Here is a 21,080-nt window from a genome sequence, read left to right as displayed (position 1 = left end):
TTCGCACGCTAAAGAGCGGGCCTCAGGCGTGCACCCGGCAAAATGTCCCGCGATGGAGGATGACTGACATGAAGAATGCAATCCGCTACGCAGTGCTCACCGCCACCGTGCTGGGAGGCATCGGCACGGCTTACGCCAGTTCCATTCCCGGCATGCGTGGCCACGACCACACCGGCGTCACCGTCCCCGACATGGAGCAGGCGGTCGATTTCTTCACCGAGGTGGTTGGCTGCAAGAAGGCGATGTCGTTCGGCCCGTTCGCCGACGACAAGGGCACATTCATGCAGGATCTGCTGGGCGTCGATCCCAAGGCGGTGATTGAGGAGATCACCCTGGTCCGCTGCGGACACGGGTCGAACATCGAGCTGTTCAAATACACCGCGCCGGACCAGAAGGACCTGACGCCTCGCAACAGCGACATAGGCGGCTTCCATATCGCTTTCTATGTCGACGACATCGCCACCGCAAAAGCCTATCTTGACGGCAAGGGCGTCAAGACGCGGATGGGACCGCTGCCGGTTACCGAAGGCCCGGCCGCCGGCCAGACCATCCTCTACTTCCAGGCGCCCTGGGGCTTGCAGTTGGAAGCGATCAGCTATCCCAATGGCATGGCCTATGAAAAAGATGCGGAGACGGTGCTGTGGAGCCCGAAGAACCCGGAAAAATAGCCCGGGGCGTCCCTGGCCTGCGCAAGCCGACTGCCGGCAAGCTGGGTTTCTGGGGCGGATTGTTTCAATCCTGAAACTTCAAGCTTGAATTAATCCGTCTCAGGCGTAAACTCGACAAACAGAAGCGAAGAGGAGATCGCACGATGAAAGTTGCGGTTCTCGGCGGCGGACCAGCCGGGCTCTACTTTGCAATCTCGCTGAAGCTCAGGGATGCCGCGCATGAGGTCACGGTGTTCGAGCGCAACCGTGCCGATGATACGTTTGGCTGGGGCGTCGTGCTGTCGGCCGAAACGCTGGAGAATCTGACCAAAAACGACCCGGTCAGCGCCGTCTGGATCCGCAAGCATTTCGCCTTTTGGGACGATATCGCCGTCATCCATGACGGCGTGCGCACGGTCTCGACCGGTCACGGCTTTTGCGGCATTGGCCGCAAGCGGCTGCTCACGTTGCTGCAGCGGCGCGCGCGCGAACTCGGCGTCAAGCTGGTCTTCGAAACCGACATCGCCGATCCCAAGCCATATATGGAGACGCACGACCTGGTTGTCGCCGCCGACGGGTTGAACTCGAAAGCGCGGAGCGCCTTCGTCGACGTGTTCAAGCCCGATATCGACATTCGTAGATGCAAGTTCGTCTGGCTCGGCACCCACCAGAAATTCGACGACGCCTTCACCTTCATCTTCGAAAAGACCGAGCATGGCTGGGTGTGGGCGCATGCCTACCAGTTCGACAGCGATACCGCGACCTTCATCGTCGAATGCAGCGAGCAGACCTGGCAGCGCTTCGGCTTCGGCGCGATGTCGCAGCAGGAATCGATTGCCGTCTGCGAGCGCATCTTTGCCCGTCATCTCGGCGGCCACGCGCTGATGACCAACGCCAATCATATCCGCGGCTCGGCGTGGATCAATTTCCCGCGCGTCTTGTGCGAACGCTGGTCCTACAAGAACCTGGCGCTGATGGGCGACGCGGCGGCGAGCGCGCATTTCTCGATCGGTTCCGGCACCAAGCTGGCGCTGGAAAGCGCGGTGGCGCTGGCCGACTATCTCGAGTCCGAGCCAGACCTCGAGGCCGCCTTTAGCAAATATGAGGACGCCCGCCGCACCGAAGTGCTGAAGCTGCAGTCGGCGGCGCGCAATTCGCTCGAATGGTTCGAGGAGGTCGAGCGCTATCTCGGCCTCGATCCGGTGCAGTTCAACTATTCGCTGCTGACGCGTTCGCAACGCATCAGTCACGAGAATTTGCGGCTGCGCGATGCCGAATGGCTGGCCGGCGCCGAGGAGTGGTTCCAGCGCCAGGCCGGCGCCGGGGGCAACAATCTGCGTCGCGCGCCGATGTTCGCGCCGTTCCGGCTGCGCGGCATGGCGCTGCAGAACCGCGTCGTCGTCTCGCCGATGGCGCAGTACAAAGCGGTCGACGGCTGTCCGACCGATTGGCATTTCGCCCATTACGCCGAACGGGCCAAGGGCGGCGCCGGTCTCCTCTACATCGAGATGACCTGCGTCAGCGCGGAGGGCCGCATCACGCCTGGCTGCCCCGGTTTCTATGCGCCCGAGCATGAGGTCGCCTGGAAGCGGCTGGTCGAGTTCGTCCATGCCGAAACCGAGGCCAAGATCTGCGCCCAGATCGGCCATTCCGGTGCCAAGGGGTCGACCAGGCTCGGCTGGCAGGGAACCGACGTGCCGCTGCCCTTAGGCAATTGGCCCGTCATGGCAGCGTCTTCCGTGCCGTGGTCGCGGGAAAACCAGGTGCCTAAGGCGATGGACCGCGCCGACATGGATATGGTGCGCGACCAGTTTGTCGCTTCGGCCGAGATGGCGGCGCGCTGCGGCTTCGACATGCTCGAAATCCACGCCGCGCACGGCTATCTCCTGTCCTCCTTCATCACGCCCTTGACCAACCGGCGCACCGACTCCTATGGCGGCTCGCTGGAAAACCGCATGCGCTACCCCTTGGAAATCTTTCATGCGGTGCGCGCCGCGTGGCCGGCCGAGAAGCCGATCTCGATGCGCATCTCCGCCAATGACTGGCTGGGCATCGAAGGCGTGACGCCGGCCGATGCCGTAGAGATCGCGCGGCTGCTGCATGAGGCCGGCGTAGACATCTGCGACGTATCGGCCGGCCAGACTTCGGCCGTGGCAAGACCGGTCTATGGCCGCATGTTCCAGACGCCGTTTTCCGATCGCATCCGCAACGAGGTCGGCATGGCGACGATGGCGGTCGGCAATATCTATGAGCCGGACCACGTCAACTCGATCCTGATGGCGGGCCGCGCCGATCTCGTCGCACTGGCTAGGCCGCATCTTGCCGATCCGTATTGGACGCTGCACGCGGCCGTCATGCTTGGCGATCGCGGCGTCAAATGGCCGGATCCCTATCTGCCCGGCCGCGACCAGCTCTACCGGCTGGCCGAACGCGAAGCGGCAGCGGGGTTGAAAGTATGAGTGCCGCGGCGACGATTTCGGGGCGTCATGCGCTGGTCACCGGCGGCGGCTCCGGCGTCGGCCGCGCGATCGCGCTGGCGCTGGCCGGCGCGGGCGTTGACGTGCCCATCTGCGGCCGGCGCGTGGAGCCGCTTGCCGAGGTCGCCGCGGAGAACAAGTCCATCTTCGCCATTGCCGCCGACGTCACCGACGAGACGTCGATGGCGTCGCTCTACGAGGCCGCGGAAGCGGCACGCGGAGCGTTCGACATCGTCGTTGCCAATGCCGGCATGTCCGGCAGTGCCCCGGCGCAGCGGACCTCGCTGGCAGACTGGCAGCGCACGCTCGACGTCAACTTGACCGGTACGTTCCTGACGGTGAAGCCGGCGTTGGCCGGCATGGCAGTGCGCAAGACTGGCCGTATCATCTTCGTCGCTTCCACCGCCGGACTGAAAGGCTATCCCTATGTCGCAGCTTACGTTGCCGCCAAGCATGGCGTCGTCGGCCTGATGCGGGCACTCGCCGTCGAGACCGCCAAGTCCGGCATAACAGTGAATGCCGTGTGCCCAGGGTTTGTCGAAACCGAGATGCTGGAGAGCACCGTCCAGCGCATCGTCCAAACGACCGGCCGCTCGTCCGAGCAGGCACGGACAAGCCTAGCCGCGACCAACCCGCAAGGCCGCTTCATCCAGCCGGAAGAAATTGCGGCCGCGGTACTTTATCTGTGTGGCGACGCCGCCCGGTCGATTACCGGGCAGACGATTTCGATCTCCGGAGGTGAGACATGGTAGCCGGTCCCCTGCCCGCCCCTTCCGGACCCGGCAAGGACCGCCTGCGGCTGTGGATACGCCTGCTGCGCGCCTCGCGCACCATCGAGGCCGAGCTGCGCGAACGACTGCGGCAAGAGTTCAACACAACGCTGCCACGCTTCGACGTGATGGCCGCGCTCTACCGCGCGCCGGAGGGCATGCTGATGAGCGATCTTTCGCGCTTCCTGCTGGTGTCCAACGGCAATGTCACCGGCATCATCGACCGGCTGGTCTCGGAAGGGTTGGTGATGCGGGCCCGACGCAATGGCGACCGCCGCACCTCGATGGTGCGGCTGACAGAAGAGGGATCGAAGATTTTCGCCGTGATCGCCGCCGCGCATGAGAAATGGGTCGGCGAGTTGCTGGGCAATGTGAGCGAGGATGAGGCGCGCCGGCTGACCGGCATGCTGACCTCCTTCCGCAGCAATTGGGAGGGACGGGAATGACGAAGCTGGCCGGCCGCAAGCCGAAGCATTTCCTCTGGCAGGTCGAAGGCAAGATCGCAAAGATCCGGCTCGATCGACCGGAGCGCAAGAACCCGCTGACCTTCGACAGCTATGCCGAATTGCGCGACATATTTCGCGACCTTGTCTACGCCGATGATGTCGATGCTGTGGTGGTCCTGCCCAATGGCGGCAATTTCTGCTCGGGCGGCGATGTCCACGAAATCATCGGCCCACTGGTCAAGATGGACATGAAGGCGCTGCTCGCCTTCACCCGCATGACGGGCGATTTCGTCAAGGCGATGCTGAATTGCGGCAAGCCGATTATTGCGGCGGTCGATGGCGTGGCGGTCGGCGCCGGCGCGATTATCGCCATGGCCTCCGATATCCGCATCGCCACGCCCCAGGCCAAGACAGCATTCCTGTTCACCCGCGTCGGCCTTGCCGGCTGCGACATGGGGGCCTGCGCGATCCTGCCGCGCATCATTGGCCAGGGCCGGGCCGCCGAGCTGCTCTATACCGGCCGCACGATGAGTGCCGAGGAAGGCGAGCGCTGGGGCTTCTACAACCGGCTGGTCGATACCGCAACGCTTGAGGCCGACGCGCTCGACATGGCCGCGCGCATCGTTTCCGGCCCGACCTTCGCCCATGGCATGACCAAGACGCAGCTGAACCAGGAATGGTCGATGGGTCTCGACCAGGCGATCGAAGCGGAAGCGCAGGCGCAGGCGATCTGCATGCAGACCCGCGATTTCGAGCGGGCGTACACGGCTTTCGTGGCCAAGGAGAAGCCGGTGTTCGAGGGAAATTGAGATGATCGCTTCCACGCTGGCGGGACAGCACCCCCCTCTGGCCTGCCGGCCATCTCCCCCTCAAGGGGGGAGATTGGATATCAGGCCCGCTTTCGCCAATCTCCAACATCGCAGGGAGAGCCGTGGCAGCGAAGCCGCCAATCTCCCCCCTAGAGGGGGAGATGTCCAGCAGGACAGAGGGGGGCGCCGTGGAGCGCCAGGGCCGGAGAATTGTGGAGGCAGCAATGCCTGACCGTTCCTTCCTCTCCTGGCCGTTCTTCGAGGATCGCCACCGCGATCTGGCGGAGCGGCTGGAGGCATGGTGCGCCAAGAACCTGCCGGTTGCGCATGACGATGTCGACGCCGCCTGTCGCGAGCTGGTGGCCAAGCTCGGTAAGGACGGCTGGCTAAAGCCGACGGCGCTCGATACCGACAACCCTGCAGCACTCGACGTGCGCACGCTCTGCCTCACGCGCGAGACGCTGGCCCGGCATGACGGGCTGGCCGATTTCGCCTTCGCCATGCAAGGGCTCGGCACCGGCGCACTCAGCCTGTTCGGCTCGCCCGACCAGCAGCATTGGCTGGCTAAGACACGGGCCGGTAAGGCGATTTCGGCTTTCGCGCTGTCGGAGCCGCGCTCGGGCTCGGACGTCGCCAATATGGAAATGACGGCCACGCGTGACCGCGACAGCTATCTCTTGTCCGGCGAAAAGACCTGGATCTCCAACGGCGGTATCGCTGACTTTTATGCTGTCTTTGCCCGCACCGGCGAAGCGCCCGGCGCCAAGGGGCTATCCGCCTTTGTCGTGCCTTCCGAAACCGAGGGGCTGATCGTTGCCGAGCGGCTGGAGGTGATCGCGCCGCACCCGCTCGCCCGGCTGTCCTTCGACAATGCACGCATTCCAGCCTCGGCGCTGATCGGCAAACCCGGTGACGGTTTTCGCATCGCCATGTCCGTGCTCGACGTGTTCCGTTCGACCGTCGGCGCAGCGGCGCTCGGCTTTGCCCGGCGCGCGCTGGACGAAAGCATCACAAGAGTGGCCGAGCGCAGGCTGTTCGGTGCGCCGATGGCCGAGCTGCAGATGGTGCAGGGCCACATCGCCGACATGGCGCTGGATGTCGATGCCGCCGCGTTGCTGGTCTATCGTGCCGCCTGGACCAAGGACATGGGCGCGGCTCGGGTTACCCGCGAAGCCGCCATGGCCAAGCTGTTCGCTACCGACAAAGCGCAGGAGGTGATCGACAAGGCTGTGCAGCTGCATGGCGGCGACGGCGTCCGCAAGGGCCATATCGTCGAAAGCCTGTATCGCGAGATCCGGGCGCTGCGCATCTACGAGGGAGCGTCCGACGTGCAGAAGGTGGTGATTGCACGGCAAGTGATGGGAGCGGCCTGAGACAGGAGTTTGCGTGAAAATTATTGTCTTCGAGTTTTGAGCGACCGGATTTGAGCATTGGGAGGTTTTGACATGCACACCATCCTGCAGCCGGAAGGCTGGGCGAAACCCGTCGGCTACGCCAATGGCGTCGCCGCGCGTGGGCAGCTTGTCTTCGTCGGCGGGCAGGTCGGCTGGAACGGACAGGGCCGCTTCGAGACCGATGATCTTGTCGGCCAGGTGCGGCAGACGCTGGCCAATATTGTTGCTGTGCTCGCCGAGGCCGACGCCAAGCCGGAACATATCACCTCGATGACCTGGTACTTTACCGACAAGGCGGAATATTTGGCCAATCTCAAGGGGATCGGAGAGGTCTATCGCGAGGTGATCGGCCGGCATTTCCCGGCGATGGCCGCCATGCAGGTGATGGCGCTGGTCGAGGATCGCGCCAAGGTCGAGATCCAGGCCACGGCGGTTATTCCGGAGTGACGGCAACACGTGGCAATTTTTTAAGCTTAAAACTTTCGCCTTGAAAAGCGCGGTACTTTGGATAGCATCCAATGTCTTGCGACTGCCGTGCCGGGAGGGCTTTCCGGCAGTCCCGTCACTTGGCGCATCAAAACCGTGCGGGGCCAAACCCGTCCGATCACAACCAGAGGGAACGAAAATGAACTTCACCCGTCGCAACCTGCTGCTTCTTGCTGCTGCCATCGGCATCGCTGGCGGCCCGGCCTACGCCGAAGGCACGCTGAATGTCGGCGCCTATCCGACCAATCCGCCTTTTGAATACAAGAACGAGAGCGGCACGTTCGAGGGTTTCGAAGTCGACATCATCAATGAGGCGGCAAAGCGTATCGGCATGACCACTGATATCGCCGATCTCGGTTTCCAGGCGCTGTTCGCCGCCACCACCTCGAAGCGCATCGACGTCGCCATCTCGTCGATCACCATCACGCCGGAGCGGCTGAAGTCTCAGTCGTTCACGCAGCCCTACTATGATTCCGACATGGGCATCGCCGCGAAGGCCGACAGCCCGATCAAGGCCGAGGCCGACCTCAAGGGCAAGATCGTCGGCGTGCTGTCCGGCTCGACCGGCGAAGCCTGGGTCACGGCCCACCAGGAAGCGGACGGGTTCAGTGACGTCAAGGGCTACGACACGCAGCAGAATTTGCTGCTCGATCTCAGCTCCGGCCGCGTCGATGCGGCGGTCAGCGATATTCCGGGCCTGGAATATTCTTTCACCAGGATGAAGGATCTCGCCGTAAAAGAGCGCATCAAGACCGGCGAGCAGTACGGTCTGATGATGACCAAAGACCACCCGCTGCTCGGCAAGCTGAACGACGCGCTGACCGCGATGAAGAAGGACGGCACGCTGGCCGCGATCCACAAGAAGTGGTTCGGCAGCGACGCACCTGCCGATTCCTCGACCGTCAAGGAAATGCCTATGCCGAAGGCCTGAGCGGCAGTTCGCGCTTAAATGTCGTGCCGGCTTTCGATGCCGGCACGATGTCGGATTTCGGGCTCGGGCTCGAGCGTCGCGGGACGCCAAACGTTTCGGAAATGCTGCGATGTCGCTGCTGGACACCTTCTTCAACGCCGACGTCATGGTCTCCAGCCTGCCGGCGCTGCTGCGCGGTTTCCTGAACACCCTGCTGCTCGGAATCATGAGCATCGGCATCGGTATTCCCGTCGGCCTCGCGATCAGCCTGGTGCGGCTCTATGCGCCAAAGCCGCTTCGGCTGCTGGCTGTCGGCTACATTGACATTTTCCGGGCGATGCCGGTGCTGGTCGTGCTGATCCTGATCTACTATGCGCTGCCGTTCCTCGGTATTCGCCTGTCATCGTGGACGTCCGCGGTGATGGCCTTCGCCATCATCATGGCGGCCTATTCGGCCGAGGTGTTCCGCTCCGGTATAGAGAGCATTCCGCGCGGCCAGTTCGAGGCGGCGCAGGCGCTCGGCCTGCCGTTCTTGCTGACCTTGCGCAAGGTAGTGCTGCCGCAGGCGATCCGCGTCGTCATTCCGCCAATGACCAGCAATTGCGTTTCGATGTTCAAGGATACTTCGCTCGCTTCCACCGTGGCGCTGCCCGAACTGCTGAAGGAAGCGACCAACGCGCAATCGCTCTATGCCAATCCTTCACCGCTGATCGGCGCGGCGCTGGTCTATCTCATCTTTCTCTGGCCGATGGTCCGTCTCGTCAGCCTCCTTGAACGCCGCTTTCAAACCGAAAAGACCCGCTGAATCTGTCAGCGCACCTCGCAGGAGACGACCTTGAACCAGCATCAGATTTCGAAAACCGGCGATGCCGCAGCTTTCCCGGTCGAGACGATCCGCGCCATGTTTCCCGCCTTGCAGCAAGCCGGGGACTTCGTCTTCATGGACAATGCCGCCGGCGCGCAGATCCCGCAAAGCGTGCTCGATGCGGTCACCAACCATTTGGTCGCGCATAATGTGCAGCGCGGCGGCCGCTATGGCCGCAGCGTCACCGTCGACCAAGCCGTCGCCGGCGCTCGCGAAAGCGTGGCCTTGCTGATCAACGCCACCGACCCGGCGGAGATCTGTTTCGGCATGAACGCCACTTCGTTCATCCGCCTGGTCAGCCTCGGCATCGGCCAGATGCTTTCCGAGCGCCCAAACGGGGAGCGTGACGAGATCGTCATCACCGACATGGATCACGATGCCAATATCGCGACGTGGCTGGCGCTGGCGCCCGCCGGCGCCAAGTTCAAATGGTGGCGGATGCGCGAGGACGGCAATCTGCATGTCGACGATTTGCGCCCGCTGGTCTCAGAGCACACCCGGCTCGTCGCCTGCACGGTAACGGCGCATTCGATCGGCTCGATTGTCGACGTTGCCTCCGTGGCTGGGATTGCGCATGCGGCAGGCGCCGAAGTGTTCCTCGACTGCGTGCATTTTGGGCCGCACGGGTTGATCGATGTGCAGGCCTGGGATTGCGACTATCTGGTCTGCTCCGGCTACAAGAATTTCTCGCCGCATATGGGCTTCCTGTGGGGCCGCTTCGAAACTCTGAAGCGCCTGCCGACCTTCCGCGAAGATTTCATCCCCGACGAGCCGCCCTACAAGATCGAGGCCGGTACCTTCATTTACGAGAACGTCTCCGGCATGGATGCCGCGGTGCGCTACCTCGAATCGATCGGCCGCAATTTCTTGTCAGAGAATAACCGGTCGCGCCGCGACAACATCGTCGCCGGCATGAATGCCATCCGCGACTACGAACAGGTGCTGGCGCGCGAAATGCTGGCGGTGCTCAAAGATTGCGGCGCGACGATCTACGGCGTGGCCGAAGAGGCACGCCTCAGCGAGCGCGTGCCGACCTTCTGCTTCAATGTCGGCACGCTGTCGCCGCAGAGGATCGTCGAGGAAATGGCCGAGATGCAGATCGGCATTCGCGACGGCCACATGTATGCGCCGCGTCTGATGAAGCGGCTCAACCTCAGCATGGACAGCGGCGCCGTGCGCGCCTCGCTGGTGCATTACAATACGATCGAGGAAGTCCGGCGCTTCGGCGAGGCGCTGCGCACCATCATCGCCCGGCTGTCCTGATCGGACTGGGCGGCGGCGCCGGCGCGATCCTCGTGAAGCGCAAAGGCGGTCGCACCCGGGTTCTCCAAGCCGGGGCGCAATTGCATGCTTGGGATCAAGTAATCGCCGCCATTCTGCTGCCGATAACGAATGGGCCGGATTGTCTCGAGCGTTCGCATCCTTTCGCGCAGTCGCTCCGCGACAGGCTCGAAATCCGCCTCCCCGAAACGGTCCACCCTGTAAACCACGAACGGCGGAAGCACGTCGTAGCCCGGATAGTATAGAATCCCGTGATTGATCGGGAACAGCAGGTCGTCGATCGGGCCGTTGACGCCGCGGGCGGAATAATGCTCCTCCCAGCCGCCGGTGGTCACGATCAGCATTGCGCGCTTGCCGGCGAGCGTTCCCTCACCAAAGCGGTCACCCCACCGCTTGTCGCTGTGCTCGCCAACGCCATAGGCGAAGCCGTAGGCGTACACGCGATCGACCCAGCCCTTGAGGATCGCCGGCATGGCGTACCACCACAGCGGGAACTGGAGGATCAGGGTATCGGCCCATAGCAGCTTGTCGATCTCCACTTTGACGTCTTCGGTCAGAGTGCCGCTCGCAAAAGCTTTTTTGGAGGCGCCGGCCGGCAGGAAGCGTGCTTCAGGCGGCCACGACGGAAAGTCGGCACGGTCTACCTCGGCTTTCCAGCCATCGGCGTAGAGGTCAGACACCCGCACCTCATGGCCTTGGGCCTCAAGTTCCCCGATGGCGACGTCACGCAGTGCGCCGTTGAGCGAACGCGGTTCAGGATGAGCAAAAACAAGCAGGACTTTCATGGGTCTACTCCGAAGAAGGACGATAGACACCAAAGGTAGCCAGCTGTGGGCTGATCCACTATATGTAGGAAATGTATAAGATAATGCCGAATAATGGATAGATCGGACGTCACCCTTGAGCGCATGCGCACCTTCGTTCGCGTCGCCGAGCGCGGCAGCCTCTCGGCGGTGGCGCGCGAGCTCGGAGTTGGGCAGTCGACGGTCACACGGCATTTGCGAGAACTCGAGGAGGCCGTCGGAGTGCCCTTGCTCAGCAGGACCACCCGGCGCGTCACGATGACCGATGAAGGCAGCCGTTACTATGCCGACAGCGTCCAGATCCTGCGCCTCGTCGAGCAGGCCGGCGATGAGGCGCGGGGCACGCGCGGCGCGTCAGCCGGCACGATCCGGATATCCTGCACGGCGGCGCTCGGGGTCTTACATGTCAGCCGGCTGATCTTCGCCTTTCAGGACCGCTATCCCTACATCGGCATCGATCTCAGCCTTACCGACGAGCGCATCAACCTTGTGCGGGAGGGCGTCGACATCGCGCTTCGCCTCGGCCCGCTCACCGACAGCTCAATGAAACTGCGGGCGCTCGGGCAATCCCGGCGTCTGCTGGTGGCGGCGCCGGCCTATCTGGCGGCGCGGGGCAGACCGGCTGTCCCGCAGGATCTGCCTGGCCATGAAGGCATCCGGATGTCGAACATCGCGGGAAGCGACACGCTCACCTTGCAGGGGCCGGGCGACGAGACCTTTGCGGTGCCCTTTGGCGGCAGATTTCTGGTCGACCATGGGCTTGCTGCGCGCGAAGCCCTTGTCGCCGGACGCGGCATCGCACCCGCCCACCACTGGCTTGTCGATGATCTTCTGGCGGCCGACCGGCTGGAAGTGGTCCTGCCGGGCTATTTTCCGCCTCCCGTCCCGCTGAGCATGCTAATCGTTCCGGAGCGTGCGGGCATTGCCCGGGTGCGGCTGCTGGTCGACTTTCTCGCCGAGCAGATCTCCGGCATTCCGGGGATCGAGAAGCGGTAGCCGGCCGGCAAACCTCGCCGGATCAGGCGGCCTTCTTCTTGGCCAACCGTGCCTTGATGCTGGCAACGTCGGCACGCGGCGTCGCCGCGAACAGCGTCCTGGTGTAGCTGTGCTTGGGGTCGGCGAAGACCTCGTCGCGCGAGCCGTATTCGACCGCTTCGCCGAAGTACATTACCATCACGTCGTCGGCGATGTAGCGCACCACCGACAGGTCGTGGCTGATGAAAACATAGGTTAGCTGAAACTCGTCCTGCAGGTCGGCGAGCAGGTTCAGCACCTGCGCCTGCACCGAAAGATCAAGTGCCGAGACCGGCTCGTCCAGCACCAGAAGGCTGGGGTTGAGCATCAGCGCGCGGGCGATGGCGATCCGCTGGCGCTGGCCGCCCGAAAACATATGCGGGTAGCGATTAAAGTGCTCGGGGCCGAGACCGACCTTCTTTAGCATCTTCATGGCAAGATCGCGCCGCTCGTCGGCCGTGCTGTCGGTATTGATGAGCAGCGGCTCGCCAAGCACGTCGCCGATCTTCTGGCGTGGATTGAGCGAACCATAAGGGTTCTGGAAGACGATCTGGACCTTGCGGCGCATTTCCTTCGACAGGCCGTTCCTGCCGATGTCTACCTTCTTGCCGTCGATGAAAAGCTCGCCGGAGGTCGCCGGGTCGATCAGGGTGATGATGCGGGCGAGTGTTGACTTGCCGCAGCCGCTCTCGCCGACGATGGCCAGCGTCTTGCCCTTGTCGACGCTGAACGAAACACCCTTGACCGCATGAACCGTACGGGAGGGGCGGAAAAGCCCGCCACCGACATGATAGTCGCGCACGATGTTCTTGCCTTCGACTACGGTCACGCTCATGAGGCGGTTCCTCCTGCGGACCGGGCTGCGACTACAGATGGGGCCGGCTCAAACAGCATGTCGGAAACAGTAGGCAACCGGTCGCCGACGGCGTTTTCGGGCAGTGCCGACAGGAGCGCGCGCGTGTAGTTGCTCTTGGGGGACTCGAACAGCGACAGCACGTCGGCCTCTTCCATCTTGCGGCCCTTGTACTGGACGATGACACGGTCGGCGGTCTCGGCAACCACCCCCATATTGTGGGTGATCATGATCAGGCCCATGCCATATTTGGCCTGCAGGCCGACCAGCAGATCGAGGATCTGCTTCTGGATGGTGACGTCGAGCGCCGTGGTTGGCTCGTCGGCGATCAAAAGCTTGGGATTACAGGCGATGGCGATGGCGATCATGACGCGCTGACACTGACCACCCGACATCTGGTGCGGGAAGGAGCCCAGCCGTTCCTCGGGGTCGGCGATGCCGACCAACTTCATCAATTCGATGGCACGCGCCCGGCGCTGGGCGCGGTCCATGCCCATATGGAAGCGCAGCACCTCCTCGATCTGGAAGCCGACGGTGAAGCACGGGTTGAGGCTGGCGACCGGCTCCTGGAAGATCATCGAAATGTCCTTGCCGACGATCTTGCGCCGCTCGGATGGGCCGAGCTTGAGCAGGTCGATGCCGTCGAAGGCCATGCGGTCGGCCCTCACTGTCGCGGTATTGGGCAAAAGCCCCATCACCGCCAGCATCGCCACCGACTTGCCCGAACCGGATTCGCCGACGATCGCCAGCACCTCGCGCGGTTCGACCGACAGGTCGATGCCTTGTACCGCCATGAATGGTCCAGCGGCGGTGTCGAAGGAAACGGTCAGGTTCTTGATCTCGAGAAGAGGCATTGGATTATGACCTCTTCAGCTTGGGATCGAAGGCATCGCGCAAGCCATCGCCGATCAGATTGATGGCAAGCACAGTGATCAGGATAGCAAGGCCGGGGAAGGTCACCACCCAAGGCGCGCGCAGGATGAACTCGCGCGCCGAGGCGAGCATCGTGCCCCATTCCGGCGTCGGCGGCTGCGCACCGACACCGAGGAAGCCGAGCGCCGCAGCCTCGAGAATAGCGTTGGAGAAGGACAACGTCGCCTGCACGATCAGCGGTGCCAGGCAGTTCGGCAGGATCGTCCTCACCATCAAGCGAAGATGACCGGCACCAGCCACCTTGGCGGAGATGACATATTCGCGGTTCTTTTCGGCCATCACGGCGGCGCGGGTGAGGCGCGCAAAATGCGGCTGCAGCACCAGCGCGATCGCCAGCATGGCATTGAAAAGGCCGGGGCCAAGGATCGCCACCAGCACCAGCGCCAGAAGCAGCGACGGGAAGGCCAGGATGATATCCATGATGCGCATGATCAGCGTGTCGACCCAGCCGCGGAAATAGCCGGCGAGCACGCCAAGCACGATGCCGCTGGTGAGCGAGAAGACAACGACCACCAGACCGATGAACAGCGAGAAACGCGCCCCGAAGATCAACCGTGAAAGCATGTCGCGGCCGACCGCGTCGGTGCCGAGCAGGAACATCGATTTGCCGCCTTCCTGCCAGGCAGGGGGTGCCAGCAGCGCATCGCGAAACTGCTCGTCGGGCGAATGTGGGGCGACGAACGGCGCAAAGATCGCCACCAGCACCAGCGCCGAAAACACGACAAGGCCGATGACCGCGCCGGTGTTCATCGAGAAGTAGTGCCAGAACTCGGCGAAAGCCCGTTGCCTGCCGCCTGTCGGGATGGAGGCGGCGGTAGCTTCGGCGGCGGATTCGTCGGTCATCTCACTGCACCCGGATGCGCGGATTGATGACGGCGTAGAGCACGTCGACGATCAGGTTCACCGCCATGACGATCAGCGCGATGATCAGCAATCCGCTCTGGACGACGACATAGTCGCGCTTGCCGATGGCATCGATCATCCATTTGCCGATGCCCGGCCAGGAAAAAATGGTCTCGGTCAGAATGGCGCCCGCCATCAAGGTGCCGACCTGCAGTCCAATGGTGGTGACTACCGGGATCAGCGCGTTGCGAAAAGCGTGCAGACCGATGACGCGGCGCGGCGCCAGGCCCTTGGCGCGCGCGGTGCGGACATAGTCCTCGCCCAGCACCTCGAGCATCGCCGAGCGCGTCTGGCGCGCTATGACGGCAAGCGGGATCGTCGCCAGCACGATCGACGGCAGGATCAAATGGCTGACGGCAGATTTGAAAGCGCCGCTCCTGCCGGAGATCAGGCTGTCGATGAGCATGAACCCGGTCGTCGGCCTGAAGAAATACTGCAGGCCGATGCGGCCGGAAACCGGCGTCCAGCCGAGATAGCCGGAGAAGAAGATAATGAGCAGCAACCCCCACCAGAAGATCGGCATCGAATAGCCGGTCAGCGCGACACCCATCGTCGCCTGGTCGAACCACGAGCCGCGCTTGACCGCGGCGAAGATACCGGCAGGAATGCCGAGCAGGACGGCGATGATCAACGCCACTGTCGCCAGTTCCAGCGTGGCTGGAAACAGCGCCTGGAATTCGCCGAGCACTGGCCGCTTGGTGGCAATAGATATGCCGAAATCGCCGGTCAGGACCCTGCCGATATATTCCAGGTATTGGATGACATAGGGCCGGTTGTAGCCAAACTGCTCGATGAGCTGGGCGTAGCGCTCGGGGCTGACGCCGCGCTCGCCCGCCAGGGCCAGGATAGGATCGCCGGGCAGAAGCCGGACGAAAGCAAACGCCGCCAGCGATATGCCGAACACGGTCGGGATGATCAAAGCGAGCTTGTGGAGGAGATAACGGAGCATCTTGCTTCATAGAACGGCGGCGCGGGAAGTCCAGCGCCGCCGTTCAATTTCTCAGGACTTATTCGGTGACGTCGACGCCGTCAAACCGATGAATGCCGAGCGGGTCCATAACGAAGCCCGACACCTTCTTGTTCATCGGCATGAAGACCTTGGAGTGGGCGATGGTCAGCCACGGAGCCTCACGCTTGAACACCACCTGAGCTTCCTCGTAGATCTTGGTGCGCTCAGCGACGTCCGTCGTCGCCTTGCCTTTTTTCAGCAGGGCTTCGAATTCCTGGTTGCACCAGATCGCATAATTGGACTGGCCGATGGCATCGCAACCGAGCAGGAAAAAGAAGTTGTCCGGATCGCCATTGTCACCGGTCCACCCCAGTTGGAAGGCGCCATCGCGATCCTTAGCCTTGCCGCGCTGGCGATACTCGGTCCATTCGTAACTGACGATCTCCGCCTTGACCCCGACGGCGGCATAGTCGGCCTGGATCAACTCGGCGACGCGCTGGGCGTTCGGGTTGTAGGGGCGGCTGACCGGCATAGCCCAGATCTTCATCGACAGATCCTTGACGCCTGCATCGGCCAGCATCTTCTTGGCCGCCTCCGGATCATAGGGATCGTCCTTGATGTCCTTGTTATAGGACCACATGGTCGGCGGGATCGGGTTGATGGCCGGCGCACCGGCGCCCTGATAGACCGCGTCGATGATCGCCTTCTTGTTTACCGCCATGTTGAGGGCCTTGCGGACCTCGACCTTGTCGAAGGGCGGCTGCGTCGTGTTGTAAGCCATGTAGCCGATGTTCAGGCCTTCCTGCTCGTCGACCTTGAGGTTCGCGTCGGCCTGCAGTCCGGCAATGTCGGCCGGCGCCGGGTATGACATGATATCGCATTCGCCCGCCTTCAGCTTCTGCGCGCGCACGGCGGGGTCGGGCGTGATGGCGAAGATCAGATCATCGATCTTCTGGCGGCCGCCATAGTAGCCGTCCCATGCTGCATAGCGCACGACCGCATCGACCTGATAGTCGACGAACTGGAACGGACCAGTGCCGACCGGCTTCTGGGTGAACTGCTGCCTGGTGCCGGCCTTGTCGAGCTGGTCGGCATATTCCTTGGAAACGATCGAGGCGAAATCCATGCCGAGGTCCGGCAGGAACGCGACTTCAGGCTTGTTCAGCACGAATTTCACCGTCAGGTCGTCGACCTTGACGATTTCCTTCAGGAGATCGGGGAAGCCCATGCCGGTGAAATATTCCCAGCCGGTGCCTTCCAGATAGCTGTACCACGGGCTTTCTTTCTTCCACTGGCGTTCGAAGGAAAAGATCACGTCGTCGGCGTTGAGGTCGCGCGTCGGCGTGAAATAATCGGTCGTCTGGAATTTCACACCCGGGCGAAGCTTGAAGATGTATTCGAGACCGTCGTCGGAAACCGTCCAGCTCTCGGCCAGGCCGGGCGAGATGGTGGTCTTGCCATGCTCGAACTCGACCAGGCGCGAATAGATGGTGCGCGACGAGGCATCGAAGTCGTTGCCGCCGCTCCATGGCGACGGGTCGAAGCCGGCCGGCGAAGCCTCCGAGCAATAGACCAGTTGTTTTGCATTGGCCACGCCGCCGAGGACGCTTGCAGCCAGCAACGCGGCTGCAAAAGTCAGTTTCTTTTTCATTGAGCACTCCCTGATGTTCTTCCAAGCCCCTCTGTCAGGCTCGCGAAGGCCGCATATAAGCACCGTTTTTCTAGCTTTGGAACTGCTTGTTTGCCTAACCCACGGGAAGCAGAAAAAAATTCCGGCACGCGGCAAATTGTGGAAAAAACGAGCCGAATCCGCAGATCACGACATTATTAGCGACTTCAATTTTTTGTTGATCGGTAATGCCGCCGATTGGGGGAATCGAGCCGTTCGGTTCAAGAGATGCGCGTCCGAAAACCGGTCGCGGCCAAGAGGTTTGACGGCAAGTCTTGCCGCACTCCAGGTGGCGAGGCTTGCACGGCCGCCGCTTGTGGCAATACATAGATAGATGGGCAGCGTGCCGGATTTTCCCAGGTTCCGGATATTGCGGCAAGCGGTGGGATATCTTTGTTGATCAGGCGGTGGTGGCGCGCAAGCATGCCGAAACAATAAGAACGATTGAGGGAGCGACAGGTGGCAAAACCGGCAAAGACAACCAACGCGGCGAAAGCAAAGGCCGAGGCAACATCGAAAGCGGTCAAGCCAAAAGCGGCCGCCGCCAAGCCGACGGCTACCGCGAAGGCAAGCGCGAAGCCGGCGGCGAAGACCACGGCTGGAACGGCTGCTAAACCGGCAACAGGCAAGACTGCGCCTGCTGCAAAATCTGCCGCCAAGCCGGCGGCGAAGGCAGTGCCGACAGCGCCACGACCGCCGGCAGGTCCGGCCAAGAGATTACCGAGGGCGATCACCGCACTGGCCGCTGGCCTGCCTGAAAAACCGTGGCTCCAGAGTTACCCAAAGATCGTGCCGGCCGAGATTGGCGACCTGCCCTCCAGTTCGATCGGCGACTTTCTCGTCGCCGTGTGCAAGCAGTTTGCGAATCGGCCGGCCTTCGTCTGCATGGGCAAATCGATCACCTATGCCGACCTCGAGCGACAGTCGGCCGCCTTCGGCGCCTATCTGCAATCAACGGGGCTGCAGAAGGGCGCGCGCGTCGCCCTGATGATGCCGAATGTGCTGCAATATCCGGTGGCGATTATGGCAGTGCTTCGCGCCGGCTATGTCGTGGTCAACATCAATCCGCTCTACACGCCGCGCGAGCTGGAGCACCAGCTCAAGGATTCCGGCGCTCAAGCCATTGTCATCCTCGAAAATTTTGCCTGCACCCTGCAGGCGGTGATCGCCAGGACCGCAGTCAAGCATGTCGTGGTCGCCTCGATGGGCGACATGCTCGGCGGGCTCAAGGGAACGATCGTCAACTTCGTTGTACGCCGCGTCAAGAAGATGGTGCCGGCATGGTCGCTGCCCGGCCATGTCAAGTTCAACGCCGCGCTGAAGGCCGGCACCGGCATGGCCTTCAGGCCCGCAAAGGTCGCGGCCGACGACATCGCCTTCCTGCAATACACGGGCGGCACGACCGGCATCTCCAAGGGCGCGATGCTTTTGCACAGCAACATTTTGGCGAACGTCGCGCAGAACGCGCTGTGGGCCGAAGACGCTTTTACCGTCAAGCCGAAGCCGGCGCATCTGAACTTCCTCTGCGCGCTGCCGCTCTATCACATTTTTGCGCTGACGGCGAACGTGCTGGTAGGCATGCAGCAAGGCGCGCAGAATGTCCTCATCCCCAATCCGCGCGACATTCCCGGCTTCGTCAAGGAGCTGCAGAAATACCCGATCCACATCTTTCCGGGCCTCAACACGCTGTTCAATGCGCTGCTCAATAATGAGGATTTTCGCAAGCTCGATTTCAAGCCGCTGATCCTGACGCTGGGTGGCGGCATGCCGGTGCAGAGGGCCATCGCCGAACGCTGGAAGGCGCTGACCGGCTGCCCGATCAGCGAGGCCTACGGGCTCACCGAGACCTCGCCGGGGACAACCATCAACAAATTCAGCGACGGCGTTTACACCGGTACGATCGGCCTGCCGCTGCCCTCGACCGAGATCGCCATCCGCGACGACGACGGCAACAATTTGCCGCTCGGCGAAGTCGGCGAAATCTGCATCCGCGGACCGCAGGTGATGGCCGGCTACTGGAACCGGCCGGACGAGACCGCCAAGGTGATGACTGAGGACGGCTTCTTCAAATCGGGCGACATGGGCTTCATGGACGAGCTTGGCTACACCAAGATCGTAGACCGCAAGAAGGACATGATCCTGGTTTCCGGCTTCAACGTCTATCCGAACGAACTCGAGGAAGTGGTGGCGCAGCATCCAGGCGTACTCGAAGTGGCGGCGATCGGCGTGCCGGACGAGCATTCGGGTGAAGTGCCGAAGCTGTTCGTCGTCAAGAAGGACCCGGCACTGACCGCCGACATGCTGACGGCTTATTGCCGCGAGAACCTGACCGGCTATAAGCGTCCCAGGTATATTGAGTTCCGCACCGAGCTGCCGAAGACACCGGTCGGCAAGATCCTGCGACGGGCGTTGCGGGGCTAGGCGCAGCTTGAGCGATTGCATCGCCGGCGCCAACGCCGTGAGTATAGGTTCGCGCCCGGACCCGGCAGAGTTCATCCGGGCGAACATGCGGATCGCCCCCGTGCCCGCGCTTCCCGAAATTCGGCTTTACACCGCCCATCCGGGAAGCGGGCTCAGGCGGCTTCTCGAATGGAACCAACATGCGACCGAAAAAGACGGACCTGAACCGGAGCCACCGTACTGGGCCTATGTCTGGGCCGGCGGCGCGGTGCTCGCCCGCTACATATTCGACCGGCCGGAGACCGTGGCCGGCCGTCGCGTGCTCGACCTCGGCGCCGGTTCGGGTCTCGTCGGCATTGCAGCGGCAAAAGCCGGGGCAAGCGCGGTCGTCGCGGCCGAGATCGATCGCAATGGTGTGGTTGCGCTCGGTCTCAACGCGACTGCGAACGGCGTCGCTATCATGATCATTGGCGAAGACATCACCAGCGGTCCGCCGCCACCGGTGGATGTCGTGGTGGTCGGCGACCTGTTTTACGCCCATGATCTTGCCGGCCGGGCCCTTTCTTTCCTCGACCGCTGCCTTGCAGCCGGCATCGCCGTGCTGATCGGCGATCCGGGCCGCGCCTATCTGCCCCGCTCGCGGCTTCGCCTGCTGGCCGAATACGAGGTGCCGGATGTCGGCGAAGGCAGGAATGCGGCGATGAAACCGAGCGGCGTGTTCTCGTTCGAACCAGCTAGCTGCGAGTCTAGACTGTCTCGCTGACCCGCGCCGCTAGAAAATCGGGCAGATCGGCAACTGAATCGAGGATGACGTCTGCGATCTGCGACAGCGATTCACGTGTGCCGGTGCCGGACAGCACGCCAATCGCCAGGCCACAGCCGCCGGCGCGCGCCATTTCCAGATCGTGGCGATTGTCGCCGACCATTGCGATCGCCGCCGGCCTGAGCCCTGTCAGGTCCGAGAAGGCAAGGATCGTATCCGGCGCCGGTTTTGGATTGGCCACCGCATCGTAACCATAGGCGGCGTCGAAAAGCTGCGCGACGCCCAGCGTGACCAAGGTTTTTTCCGCGCCGCTGGTCGAGTCGTTGGTGGCGACGCCAAGCCGGTAGGATTTTCTGTGAAGCAGCCCAAGCGTCTCGACCACACCCGGCAGCGCCACCGCCATTGCCGATCCTTGCGCCGAAGTGATGGCGTTGAAGCGGGCGACGGCAAGCATCTGGTCCTCGTCGGACAGCCGTGGAAACCACAGCTCGACGACGTCCATGTTGGTACCGGAGGCAAAAATCGAATCCGGCTTGAAGCGCTTGGTGGCGAAGTCGAAGCCCGCCGCCGCAAGCAGCCTGTCTGCTTTCCACCGATCGCCTTCGGCCGCATCCATCGCCATGAAGTCGGCGATGCCCAGCCATGTCGCGTTGAAATCCACGAGCGTGCCGTCCTTGTCGAACAATATTCCCTTAATGTCCGCCAAGC

General features: G+C 62.7%; 21 protein-coding genes. 13 read left to right on the top strand and 8 right to left on the bottom strand.

Annotation, left to right across the window (positions count from 1 at the left end; all coding sequences use genetic code 11):
- The first annotated feature begins 68 nt into the window (after nucleotides 1–68).
- The 10 genes from NKJ32_RS04020 to NKJ32_RS03975 all read left to right on the top strand — a co-directional run bounded on the left by NKJ32_RS04020 (nucleotide 69) and on the right by NKJ32_RS03975 (nucleotide 10,067).
- Complete coding sequence (locus NKJ32_RS04020; protein WP_352826849.1) at nucleotides 69–668, top strand: VOC family protein; 600 nt, start codon at nucleotides 69–71, stop codon at nucleotides 666–668.
- Between the two features lie 143 nt (nucleotides 669–811).
- Nucleotides 812–3,106: a bifunctional salicylyl-CoA 5-hydroxylase/oxidoreductase gene (locus NKJ32_RS04015; RefSeq protein WP_352826847.1), complete on the top strand. Its 2,295-nt coding sequence runs from the start codon at nucleotides 812–814 to the stop codon at nucleotides 3,104–3,106.
- On the top strand, nucleotides 3,103–3,876 hold the full coding sequence (locus NKJ32_RS04010) for an SDR family NAD(P)-dependent oxidoreductase (RefSeq protein ID WP_352826845.1): 774 nt from the start codon (nucleotides 3,103–3,105) through the stop codon (nucleotides 3,874–3,876). The genes NKJ32_RS04015 and NKJ32_RS04010 overlap by 4 nt, the downstream gene beginning before the upstream one ends.
- A complete protein-coding gene (locus tag NKJ32_RS04005) occupies nucleotides 3,870–4,340 on the top strand; it encodes a MarR family winged helix-turn-helix transcriptional regulator (RefSeq protein WP_023676834.1) in 471 nt (156 codons plus the stop codon). Before NKJ32_RS04010 ends, NKJ32_RS04005 begins: the two co-directional genes overlap by 7 nt.
- Nucleotides 4,337–5,149, top strand: a complete 813-nt coding sequence (locus NKJ32_RS04000; protein ID WP_023676833.1) for an enoyl-CoA hydratase family protein — start codon at nucleotides 4,337–4,339, stop codon at nucleotides 5,147–5,149. The genes NKJ32_RS04005 and NKJ32_RS04000 overlap by 4 nt, the downstream gene beginning before the upstream one ends.
- A 224-nt stretch (nucleotides 5,150–5,373) precedes the next feature.
- Complete coding sequence (locus tag NKJ32_RS03995) at nucleotides 5,374–6,522, top strand: acyl-CoA dehydrogenase family protein (RefSeq protein WP_352570266.1); 1,149 nt, start codon at nucleotides 5,374–5,376, stop codon at nucleotides 6,520–6,522.
- A gap of 72 nt (nucleotides 6,523–6,594) precedes the next feature.
- Complete coding sequence (locus NKJ32_RS03990; RefSeq protein WP_023676831.1) at nucleotides 6,595–6,990, top strand: RidA family protein; 396 nt, start codon at nucleotides 6,595–6,597, stop codon at nucleotides 6,988–6,990.
- A 178-nt stretch (nucleotides 6,991–7,168) separates the two neighbouring features.
- A complete protein-coding gene (locus tag NKJ32_RS03985) occupies nucleotides 7,169–7,960 on the top strand; it encodes an ABC transporter substrate-binding protein (protein WP_352570264.1) in 792 nt (263 codons plus the stop codon).
- A 109-nt stretch (nucleotides 7,961–8,069) separates the two neighbouring features.
- Nucleotides 8,070–8,744: an amino acid ABC transporter permease gene (locus NKJ32_RS03980; protein WP_292656040.1), complete on the top strand. Its 675-nt coding sequence runs from the start codon at nucleotides 8,070–8,072 to the stop codon at nucleotides 8,742–8,744.
- Between the two features lie 30 nt (nucleotides 8,745–8,774).
- Nucleotides 8,775–10,067, top strand: a complete 1,293-nt coding sequence (locus NKJ32_RS03975; protein ID WP_023676828.1) for a cysteine desulfurase-like protein — start codon at nucleotides 8,775–8,777, stop codon at nucleotides 10,065–10,067.
- On the opposite strand, the gene NKJ32_RS03970 is transcribed toward NKJ32_RS03975, so the two are convergent.
- On the bottom strand, nucleotides 9,998–10,870 hold the full coding sequence (locus tag NKJ32_RS03970) for an NAD(P)H-dependent oxidoreductase (protein WP_352570262.1): 873 nt from the start codon (nucleotides 10,868–10,870) through the stop codon (nucleotides 9,998–10,000). The two genes, NKJ32_RS03975 and NKJ32_RS03970, sit on opposite strands and share 70 nt — an antisense overlap.
- A 93-nt stretch (nucleotides 10,871–10,963) precedes the next feature.
- Here NKJ32_RS03970 and NKJ32_RS03965 point away from each other — a divergent pair, with 93 nt between their 5' ends.
- Nucleotides 10,964–11,884, top strand: a complete 921-nt coding sequence (locus NKJ32_RS03965) for a LysR family transcriptional regulator (RefSeq protein WP_352570260.1) — start codon at nucleotides 10,964–10,966, stop codon at nucleotides 11,882–11,884.
- A 22-nt stretch (nucleotides 11,885–11,906) separates the two neighbouring features.
- On the opposite strand, the gene NKJ32_RS03960 is transcribed toward NKJ32_RS03965, so the two are convergent.
- The 6 genes from NKJ32_RS03960 to NKJ32_RS03935 form a co-directional block, all read right to left on the bottom strand.
- Nucleotides 11,907–12,737 carry a dipeptide ABC transporter ATP-binding protein gene (locus NKJ32_RS03960; RefSeq protein ID WP_023676825.1) on the bottom strand — a complete coding sequence of 277 codons (831 nt, stop codon included), beginning with the start codon at nucleotides 12,735–12,737 and terminating at the stop codon, nucleotides 11,907–11,909.
- On the bottom strand, nucleotides 12,734–13,609 hold the full coding sequence (locus NKJ32_RS03955) for an ABC transporter ATP-binding protein (RefSeq protein ID WP_023676824.1): 876 nt from the start codon (nucleotides 13,607–13,609) through the stop codon (nucleotides 12,734–12,736). Before NKJ32_RS03955 ends, NKJ32_RS03960 begins: the two co-directional genes overlap by 4 nt.
- A gap of 4 nt (nucleotides 13,610–13,613) precedes the next feature.
- Entirely contained in the window at nucleotides 13,614–14,531 is a 918-nt protein-coding gene (locus tag NKJ32_RS03950; RefSeq protein WP_023676823.1) for an ABC transporter permease subunit, read from the bottom strand.
- 1 nt (nucleotide 14,532) lies between these two features.
- The gene (locus tag NKJ32_RS03945; RefSeq protein WP_023676822.1) at nucleotides 14,533–15,540 is read right to left on the bottom strand and encodes an ABC transporter permease subunit; all 1,008 of its coding nucleotides are present in this window, start codon (nucleotides 15,538–15,540) and stop codon (nucleotides 14,533–14,535) included.
- 58 nt (nucleotides 15,541–15,598) lie between these two features.
- Nucleotides 15,599–17,191 carry an ABC transporter substrate-binding protein gene (locus NKJ32_RS03940; protein WP_352826843.1) on the bottom strand — a complete coding sequence of 531 codons (1,593 nt, stop codon included), beginning with the start codon at nucleotides 17,189–17,191 and terminating at the stop codon, nucleotides 15,599–15,601.
- Between the two features lie 239 nt (nucleotides 17,192–17,430).
- A complete protein-coding gene (locus tag NKJ32_RS03935; RefSeq protein ID WP_352826841.1) occupies nucleotides 17,431–17,838 on the bottom strand; it encodes a hypothetical protein in 408 nt (135 codons plus the stop codon).
- A 46-nt stretch (nucleotides 17,839–17,884) separates the two neighbouring features.
- Here NKJ32_RS03935 and NKJ32_RS03930 point away from each other — a divergent pair, with 46 nt between their 5' ends.
- Both NKJ32_RS03930 and NKJ32_RS03925 read left to right on the top strand, forming a co-directional pair.
- Nucleotides 17,885–19,630: a long-chain fatty acid--CoA ligase gene (locus NKJ32_RS03930; protein ID WP_352826840.1), complete on the top strand. Its 1,746-nt coding sequence runs from the start codon at nucleotides 17,885–17,887 to the stop codon at nucleotides 19,628–19,630.
- Between the two features lie 85 nt (nucleotides 19,631–19,715).
- Nucleotides 19,716–20,372, top strand: coding sequence for a class I SAM-dependent methyltransferase (locus tag NKJ32_RS03925; protein WP_352826839.1), 657 nt, complete (start codon nucleotides 19,716–19,718; stop codon nucleotides 20,370–20,372).
- Here the strand turns inward: NKJ32_RS03925 and NKJ32_RS03920 are convergent.
- On the bottom strand, nucleotides 20,356–21,078 hold the full coding sequence (locus NKJ32_RS03920) for an HAD family hydrolase (RefSeq protein ID WP_352591240.1): 723 nt from the start codon (nucleotides 21,076–21,078) through the stop codon (nucleotides 20,356–20,358). The genes NKJ32_RS03925 and NKJ32_RS03920 overlap by 17 nt on opposite strands.
- Nucleotides 21,079–21,080: the final 2 nt, after the last annotated feature.

Origin of the sequence: Mesorhizobium sp. M0159, assembly GCF_040322295.1 — a bacterium.
GTDB lineage: Bacteria > Pseudomonadota > Alphaproteobacteria > Rhizobiales > Rhizobiaceae > Mesorhizobium.
The sequence above is the reverse complement of the archived record's forward strand: the minus strand, read 5'-3'. Positions and strand labels throughout refer to the sequence as shown.